Source organism: Pseudoalteromonas sp. MBR-15, assembly GCF_053628915.1.
In genome coordinates, this window is record NZ_JBRJHH010000015.1 from 1 (window position 1) to 22972 (window position 22972).

The window sequence follows — 22972 nt, forward strand, 5'->3', positions numbered from 1 at the left end:
TTACCGCTCGACTTGCATGTGTTAGGCCTGCCGCCAGCGTTCAATCTGAGCCATGATCAAACTCTTCAATTAAAAGTTTTTTCTGTCCTTCCCATAAGGGAGCGGACATGCTCAATGAATTCTGAATTTATTTAACATCTTTCGATGTTGAATTGACTGTGCTGAAATAAGTAAACTTATTTCCGTTGGTCACTCAGTTCAATTGAGACTCTAAATTTGTTTGCGTTACTACCTAAGTAGCTTCGCTGTTAGAACTCAATCTGTACGAGTGCCCACACAGATGATTGCTTTATATTGTTAAAGAACGTTTCGAGTTGCTTTCGCGTCTCGAGGGATGCGTACAATACACCCTTAATTTTTCGAGTCAACACTTAATTTCAAACTTTCTTTCGAAGACTTAAAACCGAAGTTTTACTTAACTCTCTGCTACGTTGTTCAGCGTCTTTCGTTGCTGCCCGCCGTGTCAGTGAGGTCGCATTATAGGGAGATGGATTTTTTACGCAAGCACTTTTCTTACTATTTTTTAATTATTTTTAAATACGTTAGATACCCACTAAGTACCAACACCTTACCCACAAAACCCTGTGGATAACCCTGGTTTTTTAACAGAATTACTAAACTATCCCTCTATGTTGTGGTAAGTTGCGCCGCAGATTTTCCACTCGCTCACAAGGCATGTAAAATGACAGATATTATAAATAGTATAAGTGGCCTACTTTGGGGTCACATTCTGGTTTACCTATTAATAGCTGCGGGGCTATTTTTTACTCTTCGACTCGGTTTCATTCAATTCACCCAATTTCCCCATATGATCAAGGTTATGTTTCATAGCCGCCAAGGTTCAGGAGAAGGCATCTCCTCTTTTCAAGCTTTTTGTACTTCTTTAGCAGCTCGCGTTGGTACAGGTAATATGGCGGGTGTAGCAGTTGCACTTTATTTAGGGGGCGCAGGTGCTATTTTTTGGATGTGGTTGATTGCTTTAATTGGTATGGCAACCAGTTTTGCTGAAAGTACACTTGCGCAAGCTTATAAAACGGTCGATGAAGACGGTAACTTTCGAGGTGGTCCTGCTTATTATATGGAATACGGTTTAGGTAAACGTTGGATGGGCGTGATCTTTTCGCTGTGTTTGATCCTTGCCTTCGGCCTTGTATTTAATGCTGTACAATCTAACTCTATCGCTGCAGCGTTTGATGTCGCGTTTGGTATTCCAAAGTATATTGTCGGTATTACGCTTGTGCTTGGTTCAGGCATTATTATTTTTGGTGGTTTAAAGACAATTTCTCGATTCGCAGAGATGGTTGTTCCCTTTATGGCGCTTGCCTACTTACTCGTTGCACTTTATGTCTGTGCAATCAACTATGAATTATTACCTAATGTGTTTATGCATGTAATTAATAGTGCATTTGGACTTGAACAAGCAGGTGCAGGTGCTATTGGTTATGGCGTGATGCAAGCAATGATCCAAGGTATAAAACGTGGTTTGTTCTCAAATGAAGCAGGTATGGGTAGCGCCGCGAATGCTGCTGCAACAGCAACACCTAATCCGCCACACCCAGCTTCACAAGGTTATGTACAAATGCTTGGCGTCTTTGTTGATACCATTATTATATGTACAGCCACAGCGGCTCTTATTTTATTATCTCAACAATTAATCCCAGAATCAGGGGTTACGGGTATTGCACTGACACAAGCAGCACTTGAGGAGCATGTTGGAAGTTGGGGCGCAACCTTTGTTGCAATTGCGATTTTATTCTTTGCATTCACATCGATAGTTGCCAATTACTCATACGCTGAAACAAATCTATTATTTCTAGAACATAACCACGCTGCAGGTATGGTGATCTTCAGATTATTAGTGCTGGGTATGGTAATGTTTGGCGCACTTGGTGAGTTACCAATTGTCTGGACTCTCGCTGATATATCCATGGGCCTTATGGCTATCGTCAACGTTATTGCGTTATTTATGTTGTCAGGTGTCGTAATTTGGCTTGCTAAAGACTACAACACCCAACGTAAAGCGGGCAAGTTACCCACGTTTGATCCGTCACAAAACGAAAAATTAAATCAAACAATACCAAAAGGTGCTTGGCGTAAGTAAGCTTGATAGGTCTTTGCTTAATTTAGTGTCGTATTTTCAGGGAGCTGTTCAGCTCCCTTTTTTTGATTCTGCAAGCTTTTCAAAAACCGTGAGTAAGAATGTAACTTGCTGTTCGGTTAACGTTACTTTTAGCTTTTCTGTTAACTGAGCTTTGACTTTTGTTTTAAGGGCTTGCTTTTGTTCTGCCGAAAATAGCGGCTGAGTTTGTTGTTGGTAAGATTGCACTGCCGTGAGCACTTCCATCACCACTTCATTGTCAAAATCAACAAGTGCTGTTTTCGCTTTCTCGAGAGCTTGTTCTGTTTTATCAAATGCCGTTGAGACCTTTTTGACTAACACACTGACTTCATGAATCTTCAGTACGTCATTGATGTTAGACATGATAATCGCAACCGGAATAAGAACAAGCGCAATGGCGAAACATACACCAAACACTGCGCCTACCCAAAACTGATTTAAACCACGTTTAAATTGTTCCATTATCTGTCCTTGATACTTTATGAATAATACCACTGATAATGTAAGGAAATTTAACGCATACATTAATCAAGTAGCCATAAACAAACTATAAAGCTATTTTGGAAATAACAAAACTAATTAGAGTAAATAAGGAAATAGAAATAAATATGAAATAGAGTAGATATAAACTTTGAAGTATAAATGGTGCCCGGGGCCGGACTTGAACCGGCACGTCCTTACGAACGAGGGATTTTAAATCCCTTGTGTCTACCAATTCCACCACCCGGGCATCGGGTCGCTCTAAGAGCATGTGGAGTATTAAATGGAGGCGGAACCCGGAGTCGAACCGAGGTAGACGGATTTGCAATCCGCTGCATGGCCACTCTGCCATTCCGCCTTATCGCTTCCAAATAATTGGAGCGGCACACGAGGCTCGAACTCGTGACCTCAACCTTGGCAAGGTTGCGCTCTACCAACTGAGCTAGTGCCGCAAATTTAGTGTTTTATCCATACAATTTAAACTAAATAAAGTTTAAATGGTGCCCGGGGCCGGACTTGAACCGGCACGTCCTTACGAACGAGGGATTTTAAATCCCTTGTGTCTACCAATTCCACCACCCGGGCATCGGGTTGCTCAAAGAGCGTGTGGAGTGTTGAATGGAGGCGGAACCCGGAGTCGAACCGAGGTGGACGGATTTGCAATCCGCTGCATGGCCACTCTGCCATTCCGCCAAATTAGATAATTGGAGCGGCACACGAGGCTCGAACTCGTGACCTCAACCTTGGCAAGGTTGCGCTCTACCAACTGAGCTAGTGCCGCTTTTCTTTATCTTGTGGGCTATGCCCTCTCAACACGGACGCATTCTACAGAGATTATTAAACGCGTCAATATAAAAAATGCGAGTTTTAAACTGTTTGCTTATTTTTTATCTAAAATGGTGTGTAATTATACGTTTAGGATCAATTTTTGGTCAATTCTGACCAAGCAGCAAACAAATATTGCAGCATCGAACTCAATGTTAAGAACGTGGCAATATATAAAAGTCCATAACTTAAATAAATCATCCAGGTATCAAACTGCCAAATAAGTCCGATTATCGCCAACATTTGTGCAGCTGTTTTGAACTTGCCCATATTAGATACAGCAACGTTATCTCGTTTGCCCTGCTCTGCCATCCATTCGCGTAAGGCAGAAATAACTATTTCACGGCTAATGATAACAAGTGCGGGAATCGTCATATATAAATTCTGATAATGACTAGATAATGCCACTAATGCAGCACAGACCATTACTTTATCGGCAACAGGGTCTAAGAATGCACCAAAAGGTGTAGACTGATTTAAACGGCGTGCTAAATAGCCATCAAGAATATCAGTAATTGATGCAAGCCAAAAAACAAACGCGGCCGCGAAAAACGCCCATGAATAAGGTAAATAAAATATCACCAAAAAAATGGGGATAAGAAAAAGTCTAAAGGTTGTGAGTGTGTTTGGAATATTCCACATAACTACTTGGAGATGTCTTTTTTTCTATATTCGCATGAAGGCTACGCCTTGTCATGCAAATGATTAAATATCTTTTCAGCCATTTCAGGGCTGATCCCAGGAACTTGTTTTAGTTGTTCTATATTAGCAGCTTTTACCCCTTGCATGCCCCCTAAATATTTTAATAATGATTGTCGGCGCTTTTGCCCCACACCATTTATTTCTTCAAGTAATGATTGAGTCCGCTGTTTCTGACGCTTATTACGATGTCCTGCAATTGCGAAACGGTGTGATTCATCGCGAATATGTTGGATCAAATGAAGTGCCGGCGCATCTGAATCAAGCGGAATAGTCTTCCTACCGCCGTCAATCAATAAGGTTTCTAAACCGGGCTTACGGCTCGTGCCTTTTGCTACGCCAACTAACAGTGGCATTTTGCTATGGGGCCAATTTTCAAAATATTGCTCAGCACGCGATAATTGCCCCTTACCACCATCAATAAAGATAACATCTGGGATCTTGTCTTCATCAACAACTTTGTTATAACGCTTGTTTAACGCAAACTCCATGGCGGCATAGTCATCACCGCCAGTAATACCCGTCACATTAAAGCGACGATACTCTTTATTATTTGGCCCTTGTGAGTCAAACACGACACAACTTGCTACTGTGTTTTCACCCATTGTATGGCTGATATCAAAACACTCCATGCGATTAATGTCGTCAAGCCGAAGTGTTTCTTTTAATTGCGCATAACGCTTGTTAATTGAGTCTTGCGTGCTTTGTTTTACACTTATGCTGTTAAGCGCATTCTTATTTGCAAGCTTTAAGTATTGCGCTCTCTCACCTCGATTCGCTACTTTCAAGCTGACTTTACGTTCTGAAATTGTGGTAAGCGCATTACTCAATGGCTCACTTTCTTCAATAGCAAACGGCAAAATGATTTCTTTTGCAATTCGCCCTGTTGCACCCGGTGCTAAATAGTATTGCCCTAAGAAGGAGGTGAGAATTTCTTCTTGCCCTGAATCCTTAGGGACTTTCGGAAAATAAGTCTTACTGCCTAATACTTTATGATCGCGGATCATTAATAAATGTACGGCATTTAAACCGTTTAAATGTGCAAAGCCCACCACATCCATTTCAGCATGATTACCTGAAATAGATTGTTGCTCTTGCATTTTTCTAAGCAACAAAATTTGGTCACGTACTTTAGCGGCCAGTTCAAACTTTAGTGCTTTACTGGCCTGTTCCATTTTTGTAATCAAATCGGCAATAACTTCATGTGACTTGCCAAGTAGAAACTTACGAACAAAGTCGACTTCTTGACTGTACTCTTCATCAGATACTTTGTTGACACAAGGTGCAGAACAGCGTTTTAACTGATACTGAAGGCATGGGCGACTTCGTGCACGATAATAGGCATCTTCACATTGACGAACAGGAAAGATTTTTTGCATTAGCCGTAAGCTTTCTGATACCGCACCCGCACTTGGAAAAGGACCGAAGTACTCACCTTTAATTTTGCGACTACCACGATGAAACGCCAAACGGGGGTGTTTATGATTTGTCAGTAAAATATACGGATACGATTTGTCATCTCGCAGTAAAATATTGTAGCGAGGCTGATATTTTTTTATAAGGTTGTTTTCGAGAAGAAGAGCCTCAGTTTCTGTATTCGTCAGGGTAACTTCAATGCCACAGATATTGCTAACTAATACACGCGTTTTACTGTCTGTTACATTGCTGCGAAAATAACTTGTAACACGCTTTTTGAGGTTCTTTGCCTTACCGACATAGATAACTTGCCCTTCACTATCAAGCATTCGGTATACACCGGGTTCGCTTGATAGTGTTTTAAGAAAACGGGCGGAATCGAAATCAGACATTGAGCAAATTAATGCGAGCTATCAATGTCGATCATTTTATGACGTATCGCCAAATGGGTTAACTCAACATCGCCACCCACATTTAGCTTTTCAAACATACGATAGCGATAGCTATTGACTGTTTTAGAGCTGAGGTTTAAACGCTCTGCGATATCTTGTGCTTTTTCACCTTTGGTGATCATAAGCATAATTTGCAGTTCACGCTCAGATAAACTTTGGAAAGGGTTTTCATCAGTACGACCGCTAACTTGCGCAAGAGCAATCTGCTGGGCAATTTCAGGCGCAATATAACGCTGACCCGCATTAACAGCACGAATGGCATTAACCATTTCATCAGACCCAGCCCCTTTGGTTAGATAACCATGGGCACCAATTTGCATTACTTTACTTGGGAATGGATCTTCACAATGTACAGTAAGCACAATAATTTTTACATCAGGGCAGTAACGACAAATTTTCTTCGTCGCTTCTAAGCCGCCAATACCTGGCATATTCATGTCCATTAACACGATATCAGGTGAGTTTTGACGGCAAAATTGCACCGCTTCTTCACCGGTTTTAGCTTCACCCACCACTTTAAAACCACGAACATCATCAAGTATACGTCTGATCCCTGTCCGTACAAGCTCATGGTCATCAACTAAAAGTACATTAATCAATGGAACACCCTCAAATAACCCAAATACATGCTTTTGCACTATTTAATGTGCCACATTAGCACAGAAGAAGTGAAACGATAAATCAAAATATCGTTTCACTCGTTAATTTTACGCAGCGGCTTTCTCGCTAAAGCGATCAACCCACAACGCAATGATACCATCGCCTGTTACATTACAGGCAGTACCAAAACTGTCTTGCGCTAAATAAAGGGCAATCATTAATGCCACTGCACCTTCATTAAAACCGAGCATACTTGTTAACAAGCCTAACGCAGACATCACTGCACCGCCTGGTGCACCTGGTGCTGCAATCATTACAACGCCTAACATCATAATAAATGGCAACATACCAAACAACGACGGCACATCCATATTAGGTGATAAAAACATGACAGCCATCGCACAGGTAACGATTGTAATCGTCGAACCAGATAAATGAATGGTTGCACATAGAGGCACAGTAAAGTTTGCAACATCTTCTTTTACATTGTTGGCTTTACTAGAGCGTAACGAAACTGGAATCGTCGCCGCGCTCGACATTGTACCTAAAGCAGTAAAATAAGCTGGCAGCATATTTTTTACAAGCTCTAATGGGTTACGCTTTAATAATAAACCAGTTGTTACATATAAAACGGTTAGCCATAACCAATGCATTATAAGTGCGGCAAGTAACACAATACCGAAGGTTTGAAGGGTATCAACGACGGTACCAGCCACTGTCATTTCAGCAAACACACCAGCAATATAAAATGGTAATGCTGGAATAATTACTTTCGCCAACAAGCCATCAATAACATCGCGACCTTGATCTGACACTTTCTTTAAAGTATCTAGCTGCAACTGGCTCATACCAATACCAAACACAAATGCGGTTGCAAGCGCGGTCATCACACCCATTAACGGCGGAATTTCTAAATCAATAAAGCTACCCACTTCTGTGGCAACTTCAGCTTCAAATGTTAAGCCACCATCAAATAATGGGATCATGGCACTTACGAGTAAAAATGCCAATGTGCCAGCAATGATGGTAGAGCCATAGGCAAAGCCAACTGTTTTGCCAAGTAAGTGGCCCGAGCCTTTTGGCAAACCAGCAATACCTGATGCAATAAAAAATAAAATAATCAGCGGAATCGTAAAGGTGATCAACTGACCAATAATTTCTTTTGCTGTATAAAGGAGTTCAACACCCGTTAGTGGCACATACAAGCCCACTAAAATACCGGCAACAATACCGGCAATTAATTTAAGAATTAACTTCATAACGATCACTTCTTTTTTTTGGTGGTAACCTTTTACCACGTTTTGATTTACTTTTGTTATAAAACAGCCAAATTTGTGTTTGATTGCCTAATTTACCACCACGATTATCCTGAATCTAATTTGAACGTAAATATATGCACCCTATCGCGTTGCATTTGTTAACAAACTCGTAAATTAATAACATGCGCGCAGTTTTGAATACCAAAAATAGTACTTATGTATAAATCAATTTTAAGTGTGGCCCTTTTGTGTACGCCTTTTACAAGCTTGGCGACTAGCCTACCCATTCAACTTCCATTTATTGCTGAACCTGCAACAGTTGATGGTCAACTGGATGAACCTAGTTGGCAGCAAGCCAGAAAAATAGTAATCGATAATGTCACTTGGCCTTACGAGAATGCTAAGAGCCCAGTTACTACCTTTGCCTATGTCTATGAAGATGGCGAAACCTTATACATAGGTTTTGAAGCAAACGATCCGAACCCTGAACTTATTCGCGCTTTTTACCGTGACCGTGATGCTGCATGGAATGATGACCTAGTCGGCCTAAAAATAGATTCATATAATAATTCGCAGCTTGCTTATCAATTTTTTATTAATCCATTAGGTGTGCAACAAGACTCCATTGAAAATGAGCTTACAAAACATGAAAGCTCTTCATGGGATGGTATTTGGGATAGCGAAGGCGTTATTCATGACCGTGGTTATACCGTTGAAGTGGCTATTCCACTTCGCGTACTTAACTTCGATGACAGCATTAAAACCAAAACCATGGCTATGGAGTTTGTCAGATTCTTACCACGCAGCGAACGTTTGCGTATTTCTAATATGAAAATTGACCACGGCAATAACTGCTGGATTTGCCAAATGCCAAGCTATCAAGGTTTTGAAGAAGCCAAACAAGGGAATAACGTGGCCGTGATCCCCTCTATTGTATTAGGCAAAAATGAAACCCGAGAGATAGAGAATGCTCATATTGATGAATGGGAAAGTGAAAACACCACCGAAGCAAGCTTAGATTTGAAATGGGGTATAACACCGGATATCACATTAAATGCCACTATTAATCCTGACTTTTCACAAGTTGAGGCCGATGTAGCGCAGTTAAGTGTTAACAACAACTTTAGCTTGTTCTTTCCTGAAAAGCGGGCATTTTTTCTTGATAATGCAGACTACTTTGCTTCAACACTCAATTTAATCCACACCCGTAATATTGCTCAACCTGATTACGGCACAAAAATTACGGGTAGCAAAAATGGTCACACTTTCGCAGGCTTTATAGCCAACGACAATCAAACAAATGTGCTAATCCCTGGCAACTTGGGCTCGTCGCTTGTCTCTCTAGATAGTAAAAGTGAGAACGGTGCTTTGCGCTATCGATACGATTTTGAATCAGGTTTGTCATTAGGCTCCACAGCCACACACCGTCAGAGTGATGACTACAAAAACACGGTGTACAGCATCGACAGCAAATATAAACCAACGGTAAACGACACGTTTCTCGTACAAGTCCTGAAGTCGGAAACTCAGTACAGTCAAACATTTATCGATGAGCTTTGCGATGGCAATAACTGCACACAGCCAGAACAAGTGACATGTGAAATCAATCGCGACTGTGATTATAACGAAGGAGTTTTACGGGTACTCAACCAACAGGAGCAATCAGGGAACGGTTACTTTGTAAAATACCAACACGACGAAAAATATTGGCGTGCGTTTGCAGACTATAATTACCGCGATGCCGACTTACGCGCTGATTTAGGTTTTATCTCACAAGTTGATTTTAAAAAATTCACCACCGGTGGTGAATACCGCTGGTATGGCGATAAAGGTAATTGGTGGAATCGAGCTAACCTTTATGCCGATTGGGATATTACACATAACGAGAATAACGAACTACTTGAGAAGGAAGCGCAGTCAAGTTTTTCAGTCAGTGGCCCATTACAAAGCTTCTTTGAGTTATCAGTTGAACATCGAAACCGCAGAGGGCTTCGTCATGACAAGTCACGACTAGACATAGATGACAACACGGATCTATTTAGCGAAAACGGCATTGGCTTTTACAGTGACTTTAAGCCACAGGCAGGTTTGTTTGCCTCTCTATATATGTATACCGGAAATGCAGTCGATTTAGCGAATAACCGTGTTGGTGAAAAGCTGCATATTCGTCCTGTTCTAAATATGAACTTAGGTAAGCACTTTGAAGTACGATTACGTCATACATACGAACAACTAGAAGCTGATGGTAGCGATGTTTTCACTGCTAATTTAAGCGATGTACGTTTGACTTACCAATTTAACGTCAATAGCTTTTTACGTCTCGCTGTTATTTACACAGACCTAGAGCGCAATCAAGCTAACTATCAAGACGACGTAGACAGCCAATACAAAAAGCTCGCCACACAATTACTGTATTCATACAAATTGAACCCACAAACAGTCTTTTTTGCTGGCTATTCTGATAATGGCTACCAAGATGATGAACTGTCATCTATCACCCAAGAACAACGAACCTTATTTGCTAAGTTCAGCTACGCTTGGTTATTGTAGACTCATTAAGGGCACTCAAACGAAGTGCCCTTCTTTCCTTTAGTTTTAAAGCTTATTCCTAAATGCTATAAGCCTATTCGCTATATGTTATAGCCAAACTTTACTTTCGTTTTTTATTAGGCGAAGTAAAGTGTGACTATTACAGATCGATAGCCTAAGCTATTTGATCCCGATTGAATAAATTGCTTCCAAGGGAACATTATGTCTAACATTTTTGAAGATAATTCATTAACGATTGGTAACACACCAATTGTAAAGCTTAACCGCGTTACCACAGGTAATGTGTTTGCTAAAATAGAATCACGTAACCCGAGCTTCAGTGTTAAATGCCGTATCGGCGCTTCAATGATCTGGGAAGCTGAAAAGTCTGGCGTTTTAACAAAAGACAAAGAGTTAATTGAACCTACATCTGGTAATACAGGTATTGCATTAGCATTCGTAGCCGCTTCTCGTGGTTACAAATTAACTCTGACTATGCCAAATACAATGAGCTTAGAACGTCGTAAGCTATTAAAAGCATTGGGTGCAAACCTTGTGTTAACCGATGGTGCTAAGGGGATGAATGGCGCAATTGAAAAAGCGAAAGAAATTCAAGCGAGCGAGCCTGAAAAGTACATTCTTTTACAACAATTCGAAAATCCAGCCAACCCTAAAATCCACTTTGAAACCACGGGCCCTGAGATCTATGATGCAATGGATGGAAAAATCGATATCTTCGTAGCTGGTGTAGGCACGGGCGGTACAATCACTGGCGTGAGTCGTTACCTTAAGCTTGAAAAAGGCCTAAATGTGCAATCTGTTGCTGTTGAGCCAACAAACTCACCTGTTATCAGCCAAACGCTTGCTGGTGAAGAAATCAAACCAGGTCCTCATAAAATTCAAGGTATCGGAGCCGGCTTCATCCCGGGCAACTTAGACTTAGAAGTTGTCGATTCAGCGGAGCAAGTATCAAATGAAGATGCGATTGCAATGGCACATGAATTGATGAAAAACGAAGGGATTTTAGTCGGGATTTCTTCTGGTGCAGCGGTTGTTGCAGCTAAACGTTTAGCTGAAAAACCAGAAAATGCAGGCAAAAATGTTGTCGTTATTTTACCAAGTGCAACAGAGCGTTACTTATCTAGCCCATTGTTTGCAGAAGAATTTAGCGACAAAGAATTAGTACAGTAATCACACACTCAAAATCAAAAAAAAGGATGCATGTGCATCCTTTTTTATTACATAAAATTCAATATTATCCAATAAATTTACTGAGTTAACTTTACATCACTGCCATTTCGTCACACACTTAAAGTTATCTTGAACTGCCAAACAATAACAATGAAAAAAATACTCTTTATTTGTGCTCTATTAAGTGGCGTGCTGCTGTTCGGTTGCGGCTCTGAAGATTCTCCAAAAGGTGAAAAGAACACACCAGGAAACACGGCAACCTTATATTTCGATGCCCTTTATAATCAAAAAGATTTCGATCTTGCAATGCAATATGCCACCCCTAAAATGGCGCGCATTATGAAATCTTACGGCACAGCAAGCCAATTTGCACGTAACCTTATTAATATGCAATACGATGAAGTCGTGATTGAAGTCGATATGACAAATATGAGTCTACGCGAACAGTACGGTGATAAAGCGAATATAAACCTAATATTTACCGGCTACTTTAATGGTAAGAAAATAGATGATATGCGCAGTGTTCAAATGATACGTAAAAAGAGCAATTGGTATATCGAAAAAATTAATCCAGACCCATTTGCACGATAAATAACGTTTAAAAAAGCCTTGCTCTTGCAAGGCTTTTTTATGCTATGAGCTACAGCTCACCGGGGGCAAAGTTATCAACAGCAATGGCTCGTTTTCGCAGCGCATTTGCTTCATTCATTCGCTCAACAACCGTGTCGTTAATCAAGTTTTTCTCTGCCGCTGCCGCTATCGCATCTTCAAGCTCTAAATTACGGCCAATGGTGCCCTCTTTTTGCCACTTGCGCAGCTGCTTGAAGTCTTCATGAGTATCAATCATCGCCATAAAGGCATTTTCCATCACACCCGTACCCGCATTCTCATCTACATAGCACAAGTGTGTTAACCTATCTCTGAACACCCCAGGCTTACTCATGTGCTCACACATAGTTTGCGCCAGCTCATCACTTGGGCGGTGATAATGGTTGCCTAATGGAAACACAATACGTTTAAGTAAAAAGTTCACTACAGGGTTTGAGAAGTTTTTGAAAAAGCCATCAAATGCTTGGCCAATACTAAACAGTGAATGTTCTACTGCGTATTGAACAAACGGTAAATCGGCCTGTTGACGCCCTTCATCTTCGTAACGTTTAAGTACACAAGAAGCTAAATACAGGTGGCTTAGAACATCGCCTAAGCGTGCTGAAATCATTTCTTTGCGCTTTAACTCGCCGCCTAAAACTAACATCGCTACATCGGTGCAAAACGCTAAGCCTCGGCTCATGCGCCCTAATTGCTTATAATACACAGAAGTAGCACCACTCACAGGCGCTTTGGCAAAATAACTACGCGTTAAACCGTGTACAAAAGCCATCCCCGCATTACTGCCAGCAAACAAAATATGCTGTAGTAGTAGCGCGTCGAACTCTTTTAACGCTAAGTCGTGATCTTCCATTGCAGCAGCTTCCATTTCTTCAAGTACAAATGGATGACAGCGGGTTGCGCCCTGACCAAAAATCATTAAATTACGGGTAAGAATATTAGCGCCTTCTACCGTAATAGACACTGGGATCCCCATATAACCATGAGCTAGATAGTTATTAGGCCCGACTTGAATTCCCTTGCCTGAATGAATATCCATTGCGTCGTTCATAACTGTACGACCCATTTCTGTCATATGGTATTTGGCAATTGCAGTGACTACCGAAGGGCTCAATTTTAAATCAATGGCTCCTGCGGTCATGAGTCGAGCAGACTCAAGCGTGTAAGTTAACCCGCCGATGCGTGCCAAAGCCTCTTGCACTCCTTCAAATTGACCAATAGAGACACCAAACTGTTGACGAACAGTGGCATAGGCAGATGTCATCCGTGAAGCTAAATGCCCGGTTGCTGTGCTTAAGGCAGGTAACGAAATACCGCGGCCTGCGCTTAAGCATTCAACCAACATACGCCAACCTCGTCCTGCACCCTGCTTTCCACCAATAATCCAATCAAGCGGAATAAATACATCTTTACCGTACGTGGTGCCATTCATAAACGCCATATTCAATGGATAGTGGCGCTCACCTGTTTGCACGCCTTCGTGGTCGGTTGGAATTAACGCACACGTAATGCCCAGCTCTTTTTTATCACCGAGTAAACCATCGGGGTCATACATTTTAAACGCGAGCCCCAACACGGTCGCAATCGGTGCAAGCGTAATGTATCGTTTCGACCAGTTAAGTTTTAAACCAATGACTTCTTCGCCATTAAACTCACCTTTACACACGACACCCGTATCAGGAATACTCCCTGCATCTGAGCCGGCCTCAGGTCCTGTTAATGCAAAGCATGGCACATCATCACCTTTTGCAAGGCTTGGTAACCAACGCTCTTGCTGCTCTTTTGTACCGTAATGAAGCAGTAATTCTCCCGGTCCTAAGCTATTAGGAACCATAACCGTCACAGCGGCTGTTAGACTCTTAGTGGCAATTTTAGACACAATGGTCGAGTTAGCAATTGCCGAAAATTCACGACCACCAAACTTCTCTGGAATGATCAGTGCAAAGAAACCTTCTTTTTTCAGGTAATCCCATACTTCTTTAGGCAGGTCTTTATCTTTTTGAACAATTTGATAATCGTCGAGCATTGCCAGCAAGGTTTCTACTTGCTCAGCTAAAAATGTACGTTCTTTTTCGCTCAACTCAGGCTTGGGAAAGCGATGTAGCTTTTGCCAATCAGGGTTACCACTAAATAACTCACCATCCCACCAAACATCACCCGCTTCCATTGCTTCGCGTTCTGTTTGAGATAAAGGCGGTAATACCCTTTTAAACATACTAAATGTAGGTCGCGTGATCAGGTTTATGCGAATATCTTTCACAGCAAAAATCACAATCACAGCAACCAGTAACAGAATAATTACAGTAGTCATTGTGCAATCCTTTTATTTTAATCAACTGCCTCAAGTATGACTGATCGTGCCATAAATACAACGTGTCAAATCGTAACGGTGACTCAATTCGGCTCTTCGCTTGTTCTTTTTTTCGACACTGCTATTATGCCACTACCATACTAAAACTACTGACACATCAGAGCTCAGCCAGTAGTTCGATAACAATAACATTCTTTAGGGAAAAACTATGAAGACTCCATTTAAGCTCAGTGTAAGTGCTGTAATGGTCGCAAGTGCGTTGGCACTTTCTGGCTGTAACGACGAAGCGCCTACTGCGAAAACAACGACCACGCAAACACCACCCCAAGCAACAGCACAAGATGCAGATAAATTTATCGCAGAAACAGAAAAAGAATTAAGTGCACTGTTTTTAGAATCGAGCCGTGCTGAATGGATTTACGCAAACTTCATTACTCATGACAGTGCTGAGTTATCAGCAGAAGTTAATCGAAAAATGACTGAATCGGTTGTGCGACTCGCTAACGAAGCAGCCAAGTTTGACAGTATAGAGCTTGATTACGATGCGCGCCGAAAACTCGATAAACTAAAGCTAGCTCTCACATTGCCTGCACCTCAAGATGCAGAAAAAACTGCTAAGTTATCACAGCTTGTGGCTGAACTCGGCGGTATTTATGGTAAAGGGAAATATTGTAAAGAAGAGGGAAGTTGTTTAAGCCTAGGTGAAATGACCGCTAAAATGGCCACCAGCCGAGACTACAACGAACTACTCGATTTATGGCAAGGTTGGCGACAAGTATCAAAACCTATGCGCCCGTTGTATGAACAACAGGTTGTGCTAACCAATGAAGGCGCTAAAGAGCTAGGTTACGCAGATACAGGTGCAATGTGGCGAAGCAAGTACGATATGCCTGCTGATGATTTTGCCAAAGAACTCGATCGTATTTGGGGTCAAGTTAAACCACTTTACGAATCGCTTCATTGTCACGTTCGTGCAAAACTGGGTGAACAATATGGTGAAGATAAAGTACCCCAAGACCAACCAATCCCAGCACATCTATTAGGCAACATGTGGGCACAAACGTGGGGCAATATCTATGATGTTGTTGCGCCTGAAAACGCAGATCCTGGTTACGATGTGACAGCATTGCTTGCTGAACACGATTACGATGAACTAAAAATGGTTCGCGGTGCAGAAAAATTCTTTACATCAATGGGATTCGCACCACTTCCTGACACGTTCTATGAACGTTCATTATTTATAAAGCCTCGTGATCGTGATGTGTTGTGTCATGCCTCTGCATGGAACATCGATAGTAAAGACGATTTACGAATTAAAATGTGTATTCAACGCACAGGCGAAGAATTCTCAACTATTCACCACGAGTTAGGGCATAACTTTTATCAACGTGCCTACAACACTCAACCGGTTTATTATCAAGAAAGTGCGAACGATGGTTTCCATGAAGCAATTGGCGACACCATTGCCCTCTCGGTAACGCCGGGTTACTTGAAAGAAATAGGCCTGTTAAATGAAGTGCCTGATGAGTCTAAAGATATTGGGCTATTAATGAAAATGGCTCTTGAGAAAGTCGCCTTCATTCCATTCGGCCTGCTTGTCGACCAATGGCGCTGGAAGGTATTCTCTGGCGAAGTAACACCTGAAAACTATAATAAAGCATGGTGGGAGTTACGTGAGAAATATCAAGGTGTGCAAGCGCCAATCGCTCGAAGTGAATCAGACTTTGATCCCGGTGCAAAATACCATGTTCCAGGTAATGTGCCTTATACACGTTATTTCTTAGCTCATATTTTACAGTTTGATTTCCACAGAAGCCTTTGTGAAATTGCGGGCAACGAAGAAGCCATTCATCGCTGTTCTGTGTATAACTCTAAAGAGGCTGGTGAGAAACTAAATGCAATGCTTGAAATGGGCTCGAGTCGTCCATGGCAAGAAGCACTTGCCACCATTACCGGTAAAGAGCAAATGGATGCCACTGCAATCTTAGATTACTTTGCACCATTACAAAAATACCTTGATGAACAAAATAAAGACCGTGAGTGCGGTTGGTAAACAACCTAAAGCAAAAAGCCCGCATATGCGGGCTTTTTCATATAATCAAATAAATGATTAGAACTGCAGGCTAACGTTTGCGAAGTATGCATCGTAATCTGAGTCATCCCAGTTGTTTGCATAACCCACTTTTAAGCCCACATTTTTGTTGAAATAATGTTGAGCACCAAAGCTGTAATCATCTTCTTTGTTAAATGTAACAAATGCCGATGTTGCTTTTGAGAAATAGTAGTTAGAACCTAACTCCCATGAACTACCTGCATTATCAGTATCAGAGATAGTCCCTTCAACCGTTAAGTAATTACCTTGTTTAAGGTCCATGAAGTACTTCGCATTCACTGCGCGATAATCAAAGTCATCATCCGCTGTTAATGTGAAGCCCACGTAATCTGTGCTGTTTAGCTGGTGATTGTACTTAAGATCAAACATCACCGAATTTTCACCGTCTTCAACGTCGATGAATGTCGCTTTTAACAGTAGGTTCGGATTAAAGAAATAACCCGCAGATACGTTAAATACATCTGTGCTCGAACCATAGTCATAATTGCTATAGCCCGCACCAAATACGAAATCTTTTACAAAGTACTCACCGCCAAGACCCGTCACATCACCAAAGTCATCATCAGCATACGAACCATACACGTTGGTTGTTTTGTTGATGTATTCAAATTGATCATACGGACCTAATGTCGTCTTTGGAGCAAAGTAGTAAGTTGAATCAACACTCACAGTGTCGTTGCCATCGGTGTCCATATACCCTAAATGGCTAATTGATTGATAACTATCCGCAGCAGTCGCGGCAGTTGACAGAAGCATACTTGAAATAATAACTGCTAACTTTTTCATAAACAGATTTCCCTATTAACATTGTTTTATTGCTATTAAAAACTAGCCTGTTGGCTAATGTGGGCACATGCTAACGTGAGAAAACTGAACAACAACTTAACTAAGCGTTTGTTTTTACTATACTAATTGTAATAAAGTGTCGGCAAATGTAAAGAAAAAGTTGGCTTAAACGGATGTTCAAAGCCCCCTTTTTCCAGAAAAGAACAAGCAGTTCAGTACCTTATATAGAGAATTGGCTTATAATTTTATAAACTTCATTAATGTTATCTCCGGCTTTAAAGTCTTTAGTGATTGGTGTTGGATCTGACCCAACCCAAATTTTCAACTCCGCATCTAAATCAAAATGACCGGCACTTTCCTTACTAAACTTGGTGATTTTTGAATAAGCAATACTCAAAATTTCCATTTTAGAACCAGTAACACCTTGTTTATCAATAAGGATTAGTCTTTTATTGGTAAAGATAAACATATCGCGTACAACCTTGTAGGCTTTTTGTACGCTTTCTCCTTCAATTAATGTATTGGCAATTAAATGCTCTAAGTCACTGTTATCGACTTCGCTTGCATTCCCCATTAACCCACTTAATAGACCCATGATTAGCTCTCCTTATTAAATATTTGATTTTCAAGTGTATGACCATTAACCAATTGGCGATAGTGCCAACCTTGTTGATAACAAAAATGAAGAAGATTGATATCAAATGGGTCAGCGCCTTTTTCAAACTCTATAACATATTCTTTTGATTGACTCATATAGACATGGTTGACCTCTGGCAAACTTGATAGTTTGGTCTCTACCCCGTCGTATAATTGACTCAGTTGCAAAGTGATATAATGTTTGTTGTCCTGACTTGTTGAACGAGCTTGATGCTCGCTTAACACACCTTGGTCTAAATGCAGCACTTGAGAGCATAAACGCTCGAGTTCAGTTAAATCATGCGAGCTCAAAATAAAAGTCGCTTCATTGCTAAGTGTACTGACAAGCTCGCGCACTTCACGCGCATGAATCGGATCAAGGCCAGCGGTTGCTTCATCTAGCATCACGATTTCAGGTGTGCCTATTAATGCTTGCGCAATTGTGACGCGCTTGCGCATGCCATGCGATAAATCATCAGGGCGCTGTTTAGCTACCTCAGCCAAACCAACCAGCTCAAGTACGCGTGCGGTTTCTTTGTTGCGTACCGCATTGCTTAAGCCTTGTAATTGACCATAAAAATTAAGTTGATGGGCAATGCTAAAGCGCGGGTCCAGTTGAGCATCTTGTGGTAATGCAGTGAGCTTACCAAACAAGGCCGCACTGCCCGGTTTATGTCCCATTACCGATAAACTTCCTGCGCTAGGTAAAATGTAACCACAGAGCAAACTAAATAGCGTTGTTTTACCGGCTCCATTTGGCCCAACCAATGCCACTGGTGCCCCTTTACTAATTTCGAAACTGACATTATCGAGCGCGCGTTTGCTGCCATAATTTTTCGATAGACCTTCGCCACGAATTAATACGGTCATAATGAACTCCTTGCAAAAATACGCTCAGCCACAACTAACAAAACAGCTGTCTGCAGCAAAGGTAAACCGACACCTAACATCAGCCCTGCCCTTTGCCCTGCCATAAGGTCAATTTGATAACCTGGAAACAGATAATTTAACACCTCAAAAATAGGCCATTGCCAGCTTAAAAGACCAATAATAATGTTCCCTGCTGCAAAAAATAAAATAGCCAAAACAAAGGATAATCGCGCAGAACGTGCAAACGTATTTAAAAAACTCATTAACGCGATAAATGGCATAACGGTGATCACTAAATGCAGTAATAAAACAACACTGCGGCTAAGCCCAGATACAAATAAGCTTGGCTCTCGGTACGCTAACATAGAAACAGTGGCCATTAAGGTCACAAATAAAAGTACGGTGAGTATTAATAACTGCCCTAAAAAGCGACCTATAATTATTTCGCTACGCGTCGCTCTCAAGGATAAAAAGCGCAGTGTGCCGCGTTGTTTATCTCCCACGGTTTGGTCACTGCATAAAAATAAACAAAAACCAGGAAAACTAAACAAAGCAATAAGCCAATACACCGCAAGCTCTGATTCTGGCCAATCGAGAAGTTTACTAATTCCGATAGCACCAAACATTTGCCTCGCAAAATCGGCAAAATCTGGCGAACTTATTAAGCTAACAGATTGCGCTATGGGGTAGCGTAAAATTAATAACCAACAAATGGCAAATGCGGCAACGGCTAGTAACCCTCTTTTGGTTAAAAAGAGTCTTACAAGCTCAAATTGTGCAATTTGCGCAAGGCGTTTAGGATGTAACTGCGTCACTCATAATCCTTAATGAATTTTAATATTTAATTTACACTAAGGTGAAACAGCTTGAATTACCAGAAAAAAAGAGCCGATAAACGGCTCTTATGTAACAAAGTATATTTTTAAGTTAGAGGTGCTGCTCATAAATGGCGAGTGCTTGATCTAAATCGGCTAGCAAATCAGCCACATCTTCTAGGCCTATATGTAAACGTATCACAGGGCCTTGCGTCCAACCTGTTTCAGAACGCAGTCCTTTCATGGTTAAATTTGCCGTAACGAGGCTTTCATATCCTCCCCATGAAAAGCCCATTTTAAAATGCTGTAAGCTATCTAGAAATGCATCAATGGCTTGCTGATTACCTGCTTTCATTACAAATGAAAACAAGCCATTACTGCCATCAAAGTCACGCTTAAAGAATTCATGCCCTGGGCATGTTTCGAATGCAGGATGGCGTACATGATCAACCAATGGGTGGGTTTCAAGCCATGTTGCAACGTCAATTGCAGCTTGCTCATGTTGTTTTAATCTCACAGCCATCGTACGAAGGCCGCGCAATGCTAAATACGCATCATCTGCTGAGGTACATTGACCCAATAAATATGAGTTTTCTCTTAATGTTGGCCAATATTTTTTGTTTGAAACCGCCACACCCATCATTACATCGGAGTGACCAACAATGTACTTTGTTGCAGCTTGAATACTGATATCAACACCGTGCTCAAGTGGGCGATAATGCAAACCGTTCCCCCACGTATTATCAAGCATGGTCATCACACCACATTCGTTTGCTTTAGCAACCATCGCTGGCACATCTTGAATTTCCATGGTGATTGATCCCGGCGATTCTAAAAATAGCACGCGGGTGTTGTCTTTTATAAGCGCACTAATGCCCGCGCCAATGCCTGGCGGGTAGTAAGTGGTTTCTATGCCCAAGCCCGCCAGTATTTTATCGCAAAAGTCGCGTGTCGGCTCATAAGCCGTGTCGACCATTAAAATATGATCACCCGTTTTTACAAACGACAATAAAGCGTTACTAATAGCCGCAGCGCCTGATGGATAAAGCGCACAGCCTTCGCCACCTTCAAGTTCAGCGATGGCTTCTTGTAATGCAAAGTGTGTTGTTGTTCCTCGTCTGCCATAAAAAAGTGTTTTATCACCCCGTTTTTTTGCTGCTTCTTTTAACTCTGCAACTGAGTCGAATACCACCGTTGACGCACGTTGCACTACCGGGTTAACAACGCCTTGCGTATAGGCTTTCTTACGCCCTGCAGAGACGAGTTGGGTATTTCTATTTATCTTTTTCATTTTTTTTCCAATCTGCTTTACAGGTTGCGCCAGTGCTCAACCAAAAATCGTGAAATAGAATCTTGTCGTGTTAGCTTAAGGTGATTGCCTTGTTCATGCCATTGCCCAAATTCATTAAGTTCAGCACGACTAAACCATCTCGCATCGTCTAATTCGTCTTTATCAACTAAGATATCTTCTGACACGGCGGTTGCCATAAAACCAAACATTATAGAGGAAGGAAATGGCCACGGTTGAGAAGCAATGTATTGAATGTCTGTCACCTCAATCCCCGCTTCTTCCATTACTTCGCGTGCAACGGCTTGTTCTAACGTTTCGCCAGGATCAACAAATCCAGCAAGCGTTGAATAAACCCCTTCGGGCCAGCTGGCTTGGCGACCTAGTAAACAGCGCTCAACGCCATCAGCAAAGGTTTTTGTTACAATCATAATAACGGCAGGATCAGTGCGCGGGAATGTTTGATGTTGGCAGGTTTGATTTTCACATAAGCGTGAATGACCCGCTTCAACCATGTTATTTTCATGACCACATCGACCACAAAAACGATGCGTTGCATGCCAAAAGCATAAACCTCTGGCAAGGGCTGCAATAGAGCCTTGTTTAAGTTCAACTTGAGGGCCTAACTTGCGAATATCAACAAATTCAGCACCATCAAGTACGGGGGCTATTACCGATTCTGGAACGTCACTTACATCCAATGCAAAATGAGCAATGTCCTGCTCATCAAGGCCAAGCAAAATGCCTTTTGATAAGTCTAAATGATCCACTTGCGATAACCGTAAATAACATACTTGCGGCGTATCTTTTACGAATAAACTTTGATTTTTATTAACCAATAACCAGCGGCTTTGCGAATTTATTTGTGCCTTCAGCCACTTAGGATCTTTGCGACGATTTGATGCACGGTCCAATGGCATTTGAGAGTAATTCAGCATGACGTTCCTTTGAAATAATTTACATCTTCTACTCTAACCATTTAAAGAAACTACGTTTTAGTATCCTAAAAAGGTTCGTCTACGAAATTACCATAAGCTGATGATAAACCCAATTTATAACGGGCATAAAAAAAGCCCAAATGGGCTTTTTTATGCTCTCTCACAATTTTACAAGCTCGCTAGGTGTGCCTGTAATTTTTGGTTTTCAGCCTCTATGTGCTGATAAAACGCCAAATCTTCTAATTTACTTGCGGCAGCTTTATCGATAATAATCACTGCATCTTTGTGTAGCTGCAATGCTGATGCTGGGCATTTCGCCATTAATGGGCCTTCAACCATCGCATGTACAGCATCGGCTTTACTTTCACCTGTAGCTAGCAGCACCACTTTTTTAGCGTCGAGAATGGTGCCAATCCCCATCGTAATTGATAAATGAGGCTGGTATTCGCCCTCAGCAAAAAAACGCGCGTTATCATCTATCGTTGCTTTAGTCAGTGTTTTAACACGTGTGCGTGATGCAAGCCCTGACGACGGCTCATTAAAGCCAATGTGACCGTTACGACCAATGCCCAGTAATTGCACATCGATGCCGCCCGCATCGACAATTTTTTGCTCGTAGTCTTTACACGCAACCAAAGGATTCTCTGCATCCCCTGGCGGCACATGCGTATTGGTTTTATCGATATCAATATGATTAAACAGCTGCTCATTCATAAAGTATCGGTAACTTTGTGGATGCTCACCTGTTAAACCTAAGTATTCATCTAAATTAAATGTTGTCGCTTGGCTAAAGGAAATATCACCCGCTTTATTTTTAGTAATGAGTTCTTGATATAACGCAACAGGTGTTGAACCCGTTGCTAGACCAAGTACTGACGCTGGCTTTTTTAATAATTGTTTTGCAAAGATGTCAGCACCATAGGCTGCGACTTGTGCGGCATCATCAAGAATCACTATTTGCATATCGATTAGCTCTAATTTTAAGTTGGAAAAAAATGGGATCTAAAACCCAACCACACGTGCAATCTAATTGGGT

18 protein-coding genes, 6 tRNA genes and 1 rRNA gene are annotated in these 22972 nt (G+C 41.5%); 5 read left to right on the top strand and 20 right to left on the bottom strand.

Annotated features, from left to right (window positions below):
* Nucleotides 1–72: ribosomal RNA gene (locus tag ACSSVW_RS17250) — 16S ribosomal RNA — on the bottom strand; the annotation flags it as partial.
* Nucleotides 73–682: 610 nt separating this feature from the next.
* Here ACSSVW_RS17250 and ACSSVW_RS17255 point away from each other — a divergent pair.
* Nucleotides 683–2101 (top strand): alanine/glycine:cation symporter family protein, encoded by a 1419-nt coding sequence (locus ACSSVW_RS17255; RefSeq protein ID WP_036969309.1) that lies wholly within the window; start codon nt 683–685, stop codon nt 2099–2101.
* A 48-nt stretch (nt 2102–2149) separates the two neighbouring features.
* Here ACSSVW_RS17255 and ACSSVW_RS17260 read toward each other — a convergent pair whose 3' ends face one another.
* The 11 genes from ACSSVW_RS17260 to ACSSVW_RS17310 all read right to left on the bottom strand — a co-directional run bounded on the left by ACSSVW_RS17260 (nt 2150) and on the right by ACSSVW_RS17310 (nt 7850).
* Entirely contained in the window at nt 2150–2581 is a 432-nt protein-coding gene (locus ACSSVW_RS17260) for a hypothetical protein (RefSeq protein ID WP_454179811.1), read from the bottom strand.
* Between the two features lie 181 nt (nt 2582–2762).
* Nucleotides 2763–2849: transfer RNA gene (locus ACSSVW_RS17265), tRNA-Leu, on the bottom strand.
* A 34-nt stretch (nt 2850–2883) separates the two neighbouring features.
* Nucleotides 2884–2957 (bottom strand) — tRNA-Cys (locus ACSSVW_RS17270).
* An 18-nt stretch (nt 2958–2975) separates the two neighbouring features.
* A tRNA-Gly gene (locus tag ACSSVW_RS17275) sits at nt 2976–3051 on the bottom strand.
* 46 nt (nt 3052–3097) lie between these two features.
* Nucleotides 3098–3184: transfer RNA gene (locus ACSSVW_RS17280), tRNA-Leu, on the bottom strand.
* Nucleotides 3185–3218: 34 nt separating this feature from the next.
* Nucleotides 3219–3292: transfer RNA gene (locus ACSSVW_RS17285), tRNA-Cys, on the bottom strand.
* Nucleotides 3293–3304: 12 nt separating this feature from the next.
* A tRNA-Gly gene (locus ACSSVW_RS17290) sits at nt 3305–3380 on the bottom strand.
* 140 nt (nt 3381–3520) lie between these two features.
* Nucleotides 3521–4066 (bottom strand): CDP-diacylglycerol--glycerol-3-phosphate 3-phosphatidyltransferase, encoded by a 546-nt coding sequence (gene pgsA / locus ACSSVW_RS17295; protein ID WP_036969313.1) that lies wholly within the window; start codon nt 4064–4066, stop codon nt 3521–3523.
* A 41-nt stretch (nt 4067–4107) separates the two neighbouring features.
* The gene (gene uvrC, locus ACSSVW_RS17300) at nt 4108–5931 is read right to left on the bottom strand and encodes an excinuclease ABC subunit UvrC (protein WP_065979584.1); all 1824 of its coding nucleotides are present in this window, start codon (nt 5929–5931) and stop codon (nt 4108–4110) included.
* Between the two features lie 8 nt (nt 5932–5939).
* Entirely contained in the window at nt 5940–6590 is a 651-nt protein-coding gene (gene uvrY / locus ACSSVW_RS17305; protein WP_036971600.1) for a UvrY/SirA/GacA family response regulator transcription factor, read from the bottom strand.
* 108 nt (nt 6591–6698) lie between these two features.
* Complete coding sequence (locus ACSSVW_RS17310; RefSeq protein WP_036971603.1) at nt 6699–7850, bottom strand: dicarboxylate/amino acid:cation symporter; 1152 nt, start codon at nt 7848–7850, stop codon at nt 6699–6701.
* A gap of 216 nt (nt 7851–8066) precedes the next feature.
* Between ACSSVW_RS17310 and ACSSVW_RS17315 the strand changes: the two genes are divergently transcribed.
* The 3 genes from ACSSVW_RS17315 to ACSSVW_RS17325 all read left to right on the top strand — a co-directional run bounded on the left by ACSSVW_RS17315 (nt 8067) and on the right by ACSSVW_RS17325 (nt 12161).
* On the top strand, nt 8067–10400 hold the full coding sequence (locus ACSSVW_RS17315; RefSeq protein ID WP_454179812.1) for a DUF5916 domain-containing protein: 2334 nt from the start codon (nt 8067–8069) through the stop codon (nt 10398–10400).
* Nucleotides 10401–10601: 201 nt separating this feature from the next.
* Nucleotides 10602–11570, top strand: coding sequence for a cysteine synthase A (gene cysK / locus ACSSVW_RS17320; RefSeq protein ID WP_454179813.1), 969 nt, complete (start codon nt 10602–10604; stop codon nt 11568–11570).
* Nucleotides 11571–11720: 150 nt separating this feature from the next.
* Entirely contained in the window at nt 11721–12161 is a 441-nt protein-coding gene (locus ACSSVW_RS17325; protein ID WP_036969320.1) for a hypothetical protein, read from the top strand.
* A gap of 49 nt (nt 12162–12210) precedes the next feature.
* Here ACSSVW_RS17325 and ACSSVW_RS17330 read toward each other — a convergent pair whose 3' ends face one another.
* A complete protein-coding gene (locus ACSSVW_RS17330; RefSeq protein WP_454179814.1) occupies nt 12211–14490 on the bottom strand; it encodes an acyl-CoA dehydrogenase in 2280 nt (759 codons plus the stop codon).
* A gap of 208 nt (nt 14491–14698) precedes the next feature.
* On the opposite strand from ACSSVW_RS17330, the gene ACSSVW_RS17335 reads away from it, so the two are divergent.
* A complete protein-coding gene (locus ACSSVW_RS17335) occupies nt 14699–16543 on the top strand; it encodes a M2 family metallopeptidase (protein ID WP_454179815.1) in 1845 nt (614 codons plus the stop codon).
* 57 nt (nt 16544–16600) lie between these two features.
* Here ACSSVW_RS17335 and ACSSVW_RS17340 read toward each other — a convergent pair whose 3' ends face one another.
* The 7 genes from ACSSVW_RS17340 to nagB all read right to left on the bottom strand — a co-directional run bounded on the left by ACSSVW_RS17340 (nt 16601) and on the right by nagB (nt 22899).
* Nucleotides 16601–17389: a putative porin gene (locus ACSSVW_RS17340; protein WP_454179816.1), complete on the bottom strand. Its 789-nt coding sequence runs from the start codon at nt 17387–17389 to the stop codon at nt 16601–16603.
* Between the two features lie 220 nt (nt 17390–17609).
* Complete coding sequence (locus tag ACSSVW_RS17345) at nt 17610–17984, bottom strand: PH domain-containing protein (protein ID WP_036969326.1); 375 nt, start codon at nt 17982–17984, stop codon at nt 17610–17612.
* 2 nt (nt 17985–17986) lie between these two features.
* Nucleotides 17987–18895, bottom strand: coding sequence for an ABC transporter ATP-binding protein (locus ACSSVW_RS17350; RefSeq protein ID WP_065979344.1), 909 nt, complete (start codon nt 18893–18895; stop codon nt 17987–17989).
* Complete coding sequence (locus tag ACSSVW_RS17355) at nt 18892–19710, bottom strand: ABC transporter permease (protein ID WP_036969330.1); 819 nt, start codon at nt 19708–19710, stop codon at nt 18892–18894. The genes ACSSVW_RS17350 and ACSSVW_RS17355 overlap by 4 nt, the downstream gene beginning before the upstream one ends.
* 112 nt (nt 19711–19822) lie before the next feature.
* Complete coding sequence (locus ACSSVW_RS17360) at nt 19823–21001, bottom strand: cystathionine beta-lyase (RefSeq protein WP_454179818.1); 1179 nt, start codon at nt 20999–21001, stop codon at nt 19823–19825.
* A gap of 17 nt (nt 21002–21018) precedes the next feature.
* Complete coding sequence (gene nudC / locus ACSSVW_RS17365; protein ID WP_075594117.1) at nt 21019–21936, bottom strand: NAD(+) diphosphatase; 918 nt, start codon at nt 21934–21936, stop codon at nt 21019–21021.
* A 168-nt stretch (nt 21937–22104) separates the two neighbouring features.
* Nucleotides 22105–22899 carry a glucosamine-6-phosphate deaminase gene (gene nagB, locus ACSSVW_RS17370; RefSeq protein WP_075594118.1) on the bottom strand — a complete coding sequence of 265 codons (795 nt, stop codon included), beginning with the start codon at nt 22897–22899 and terminating at the stop codon, nt 22105–22107.
* Nucleotides 22900–22972 lie beyond the last annotated feature (73 nt).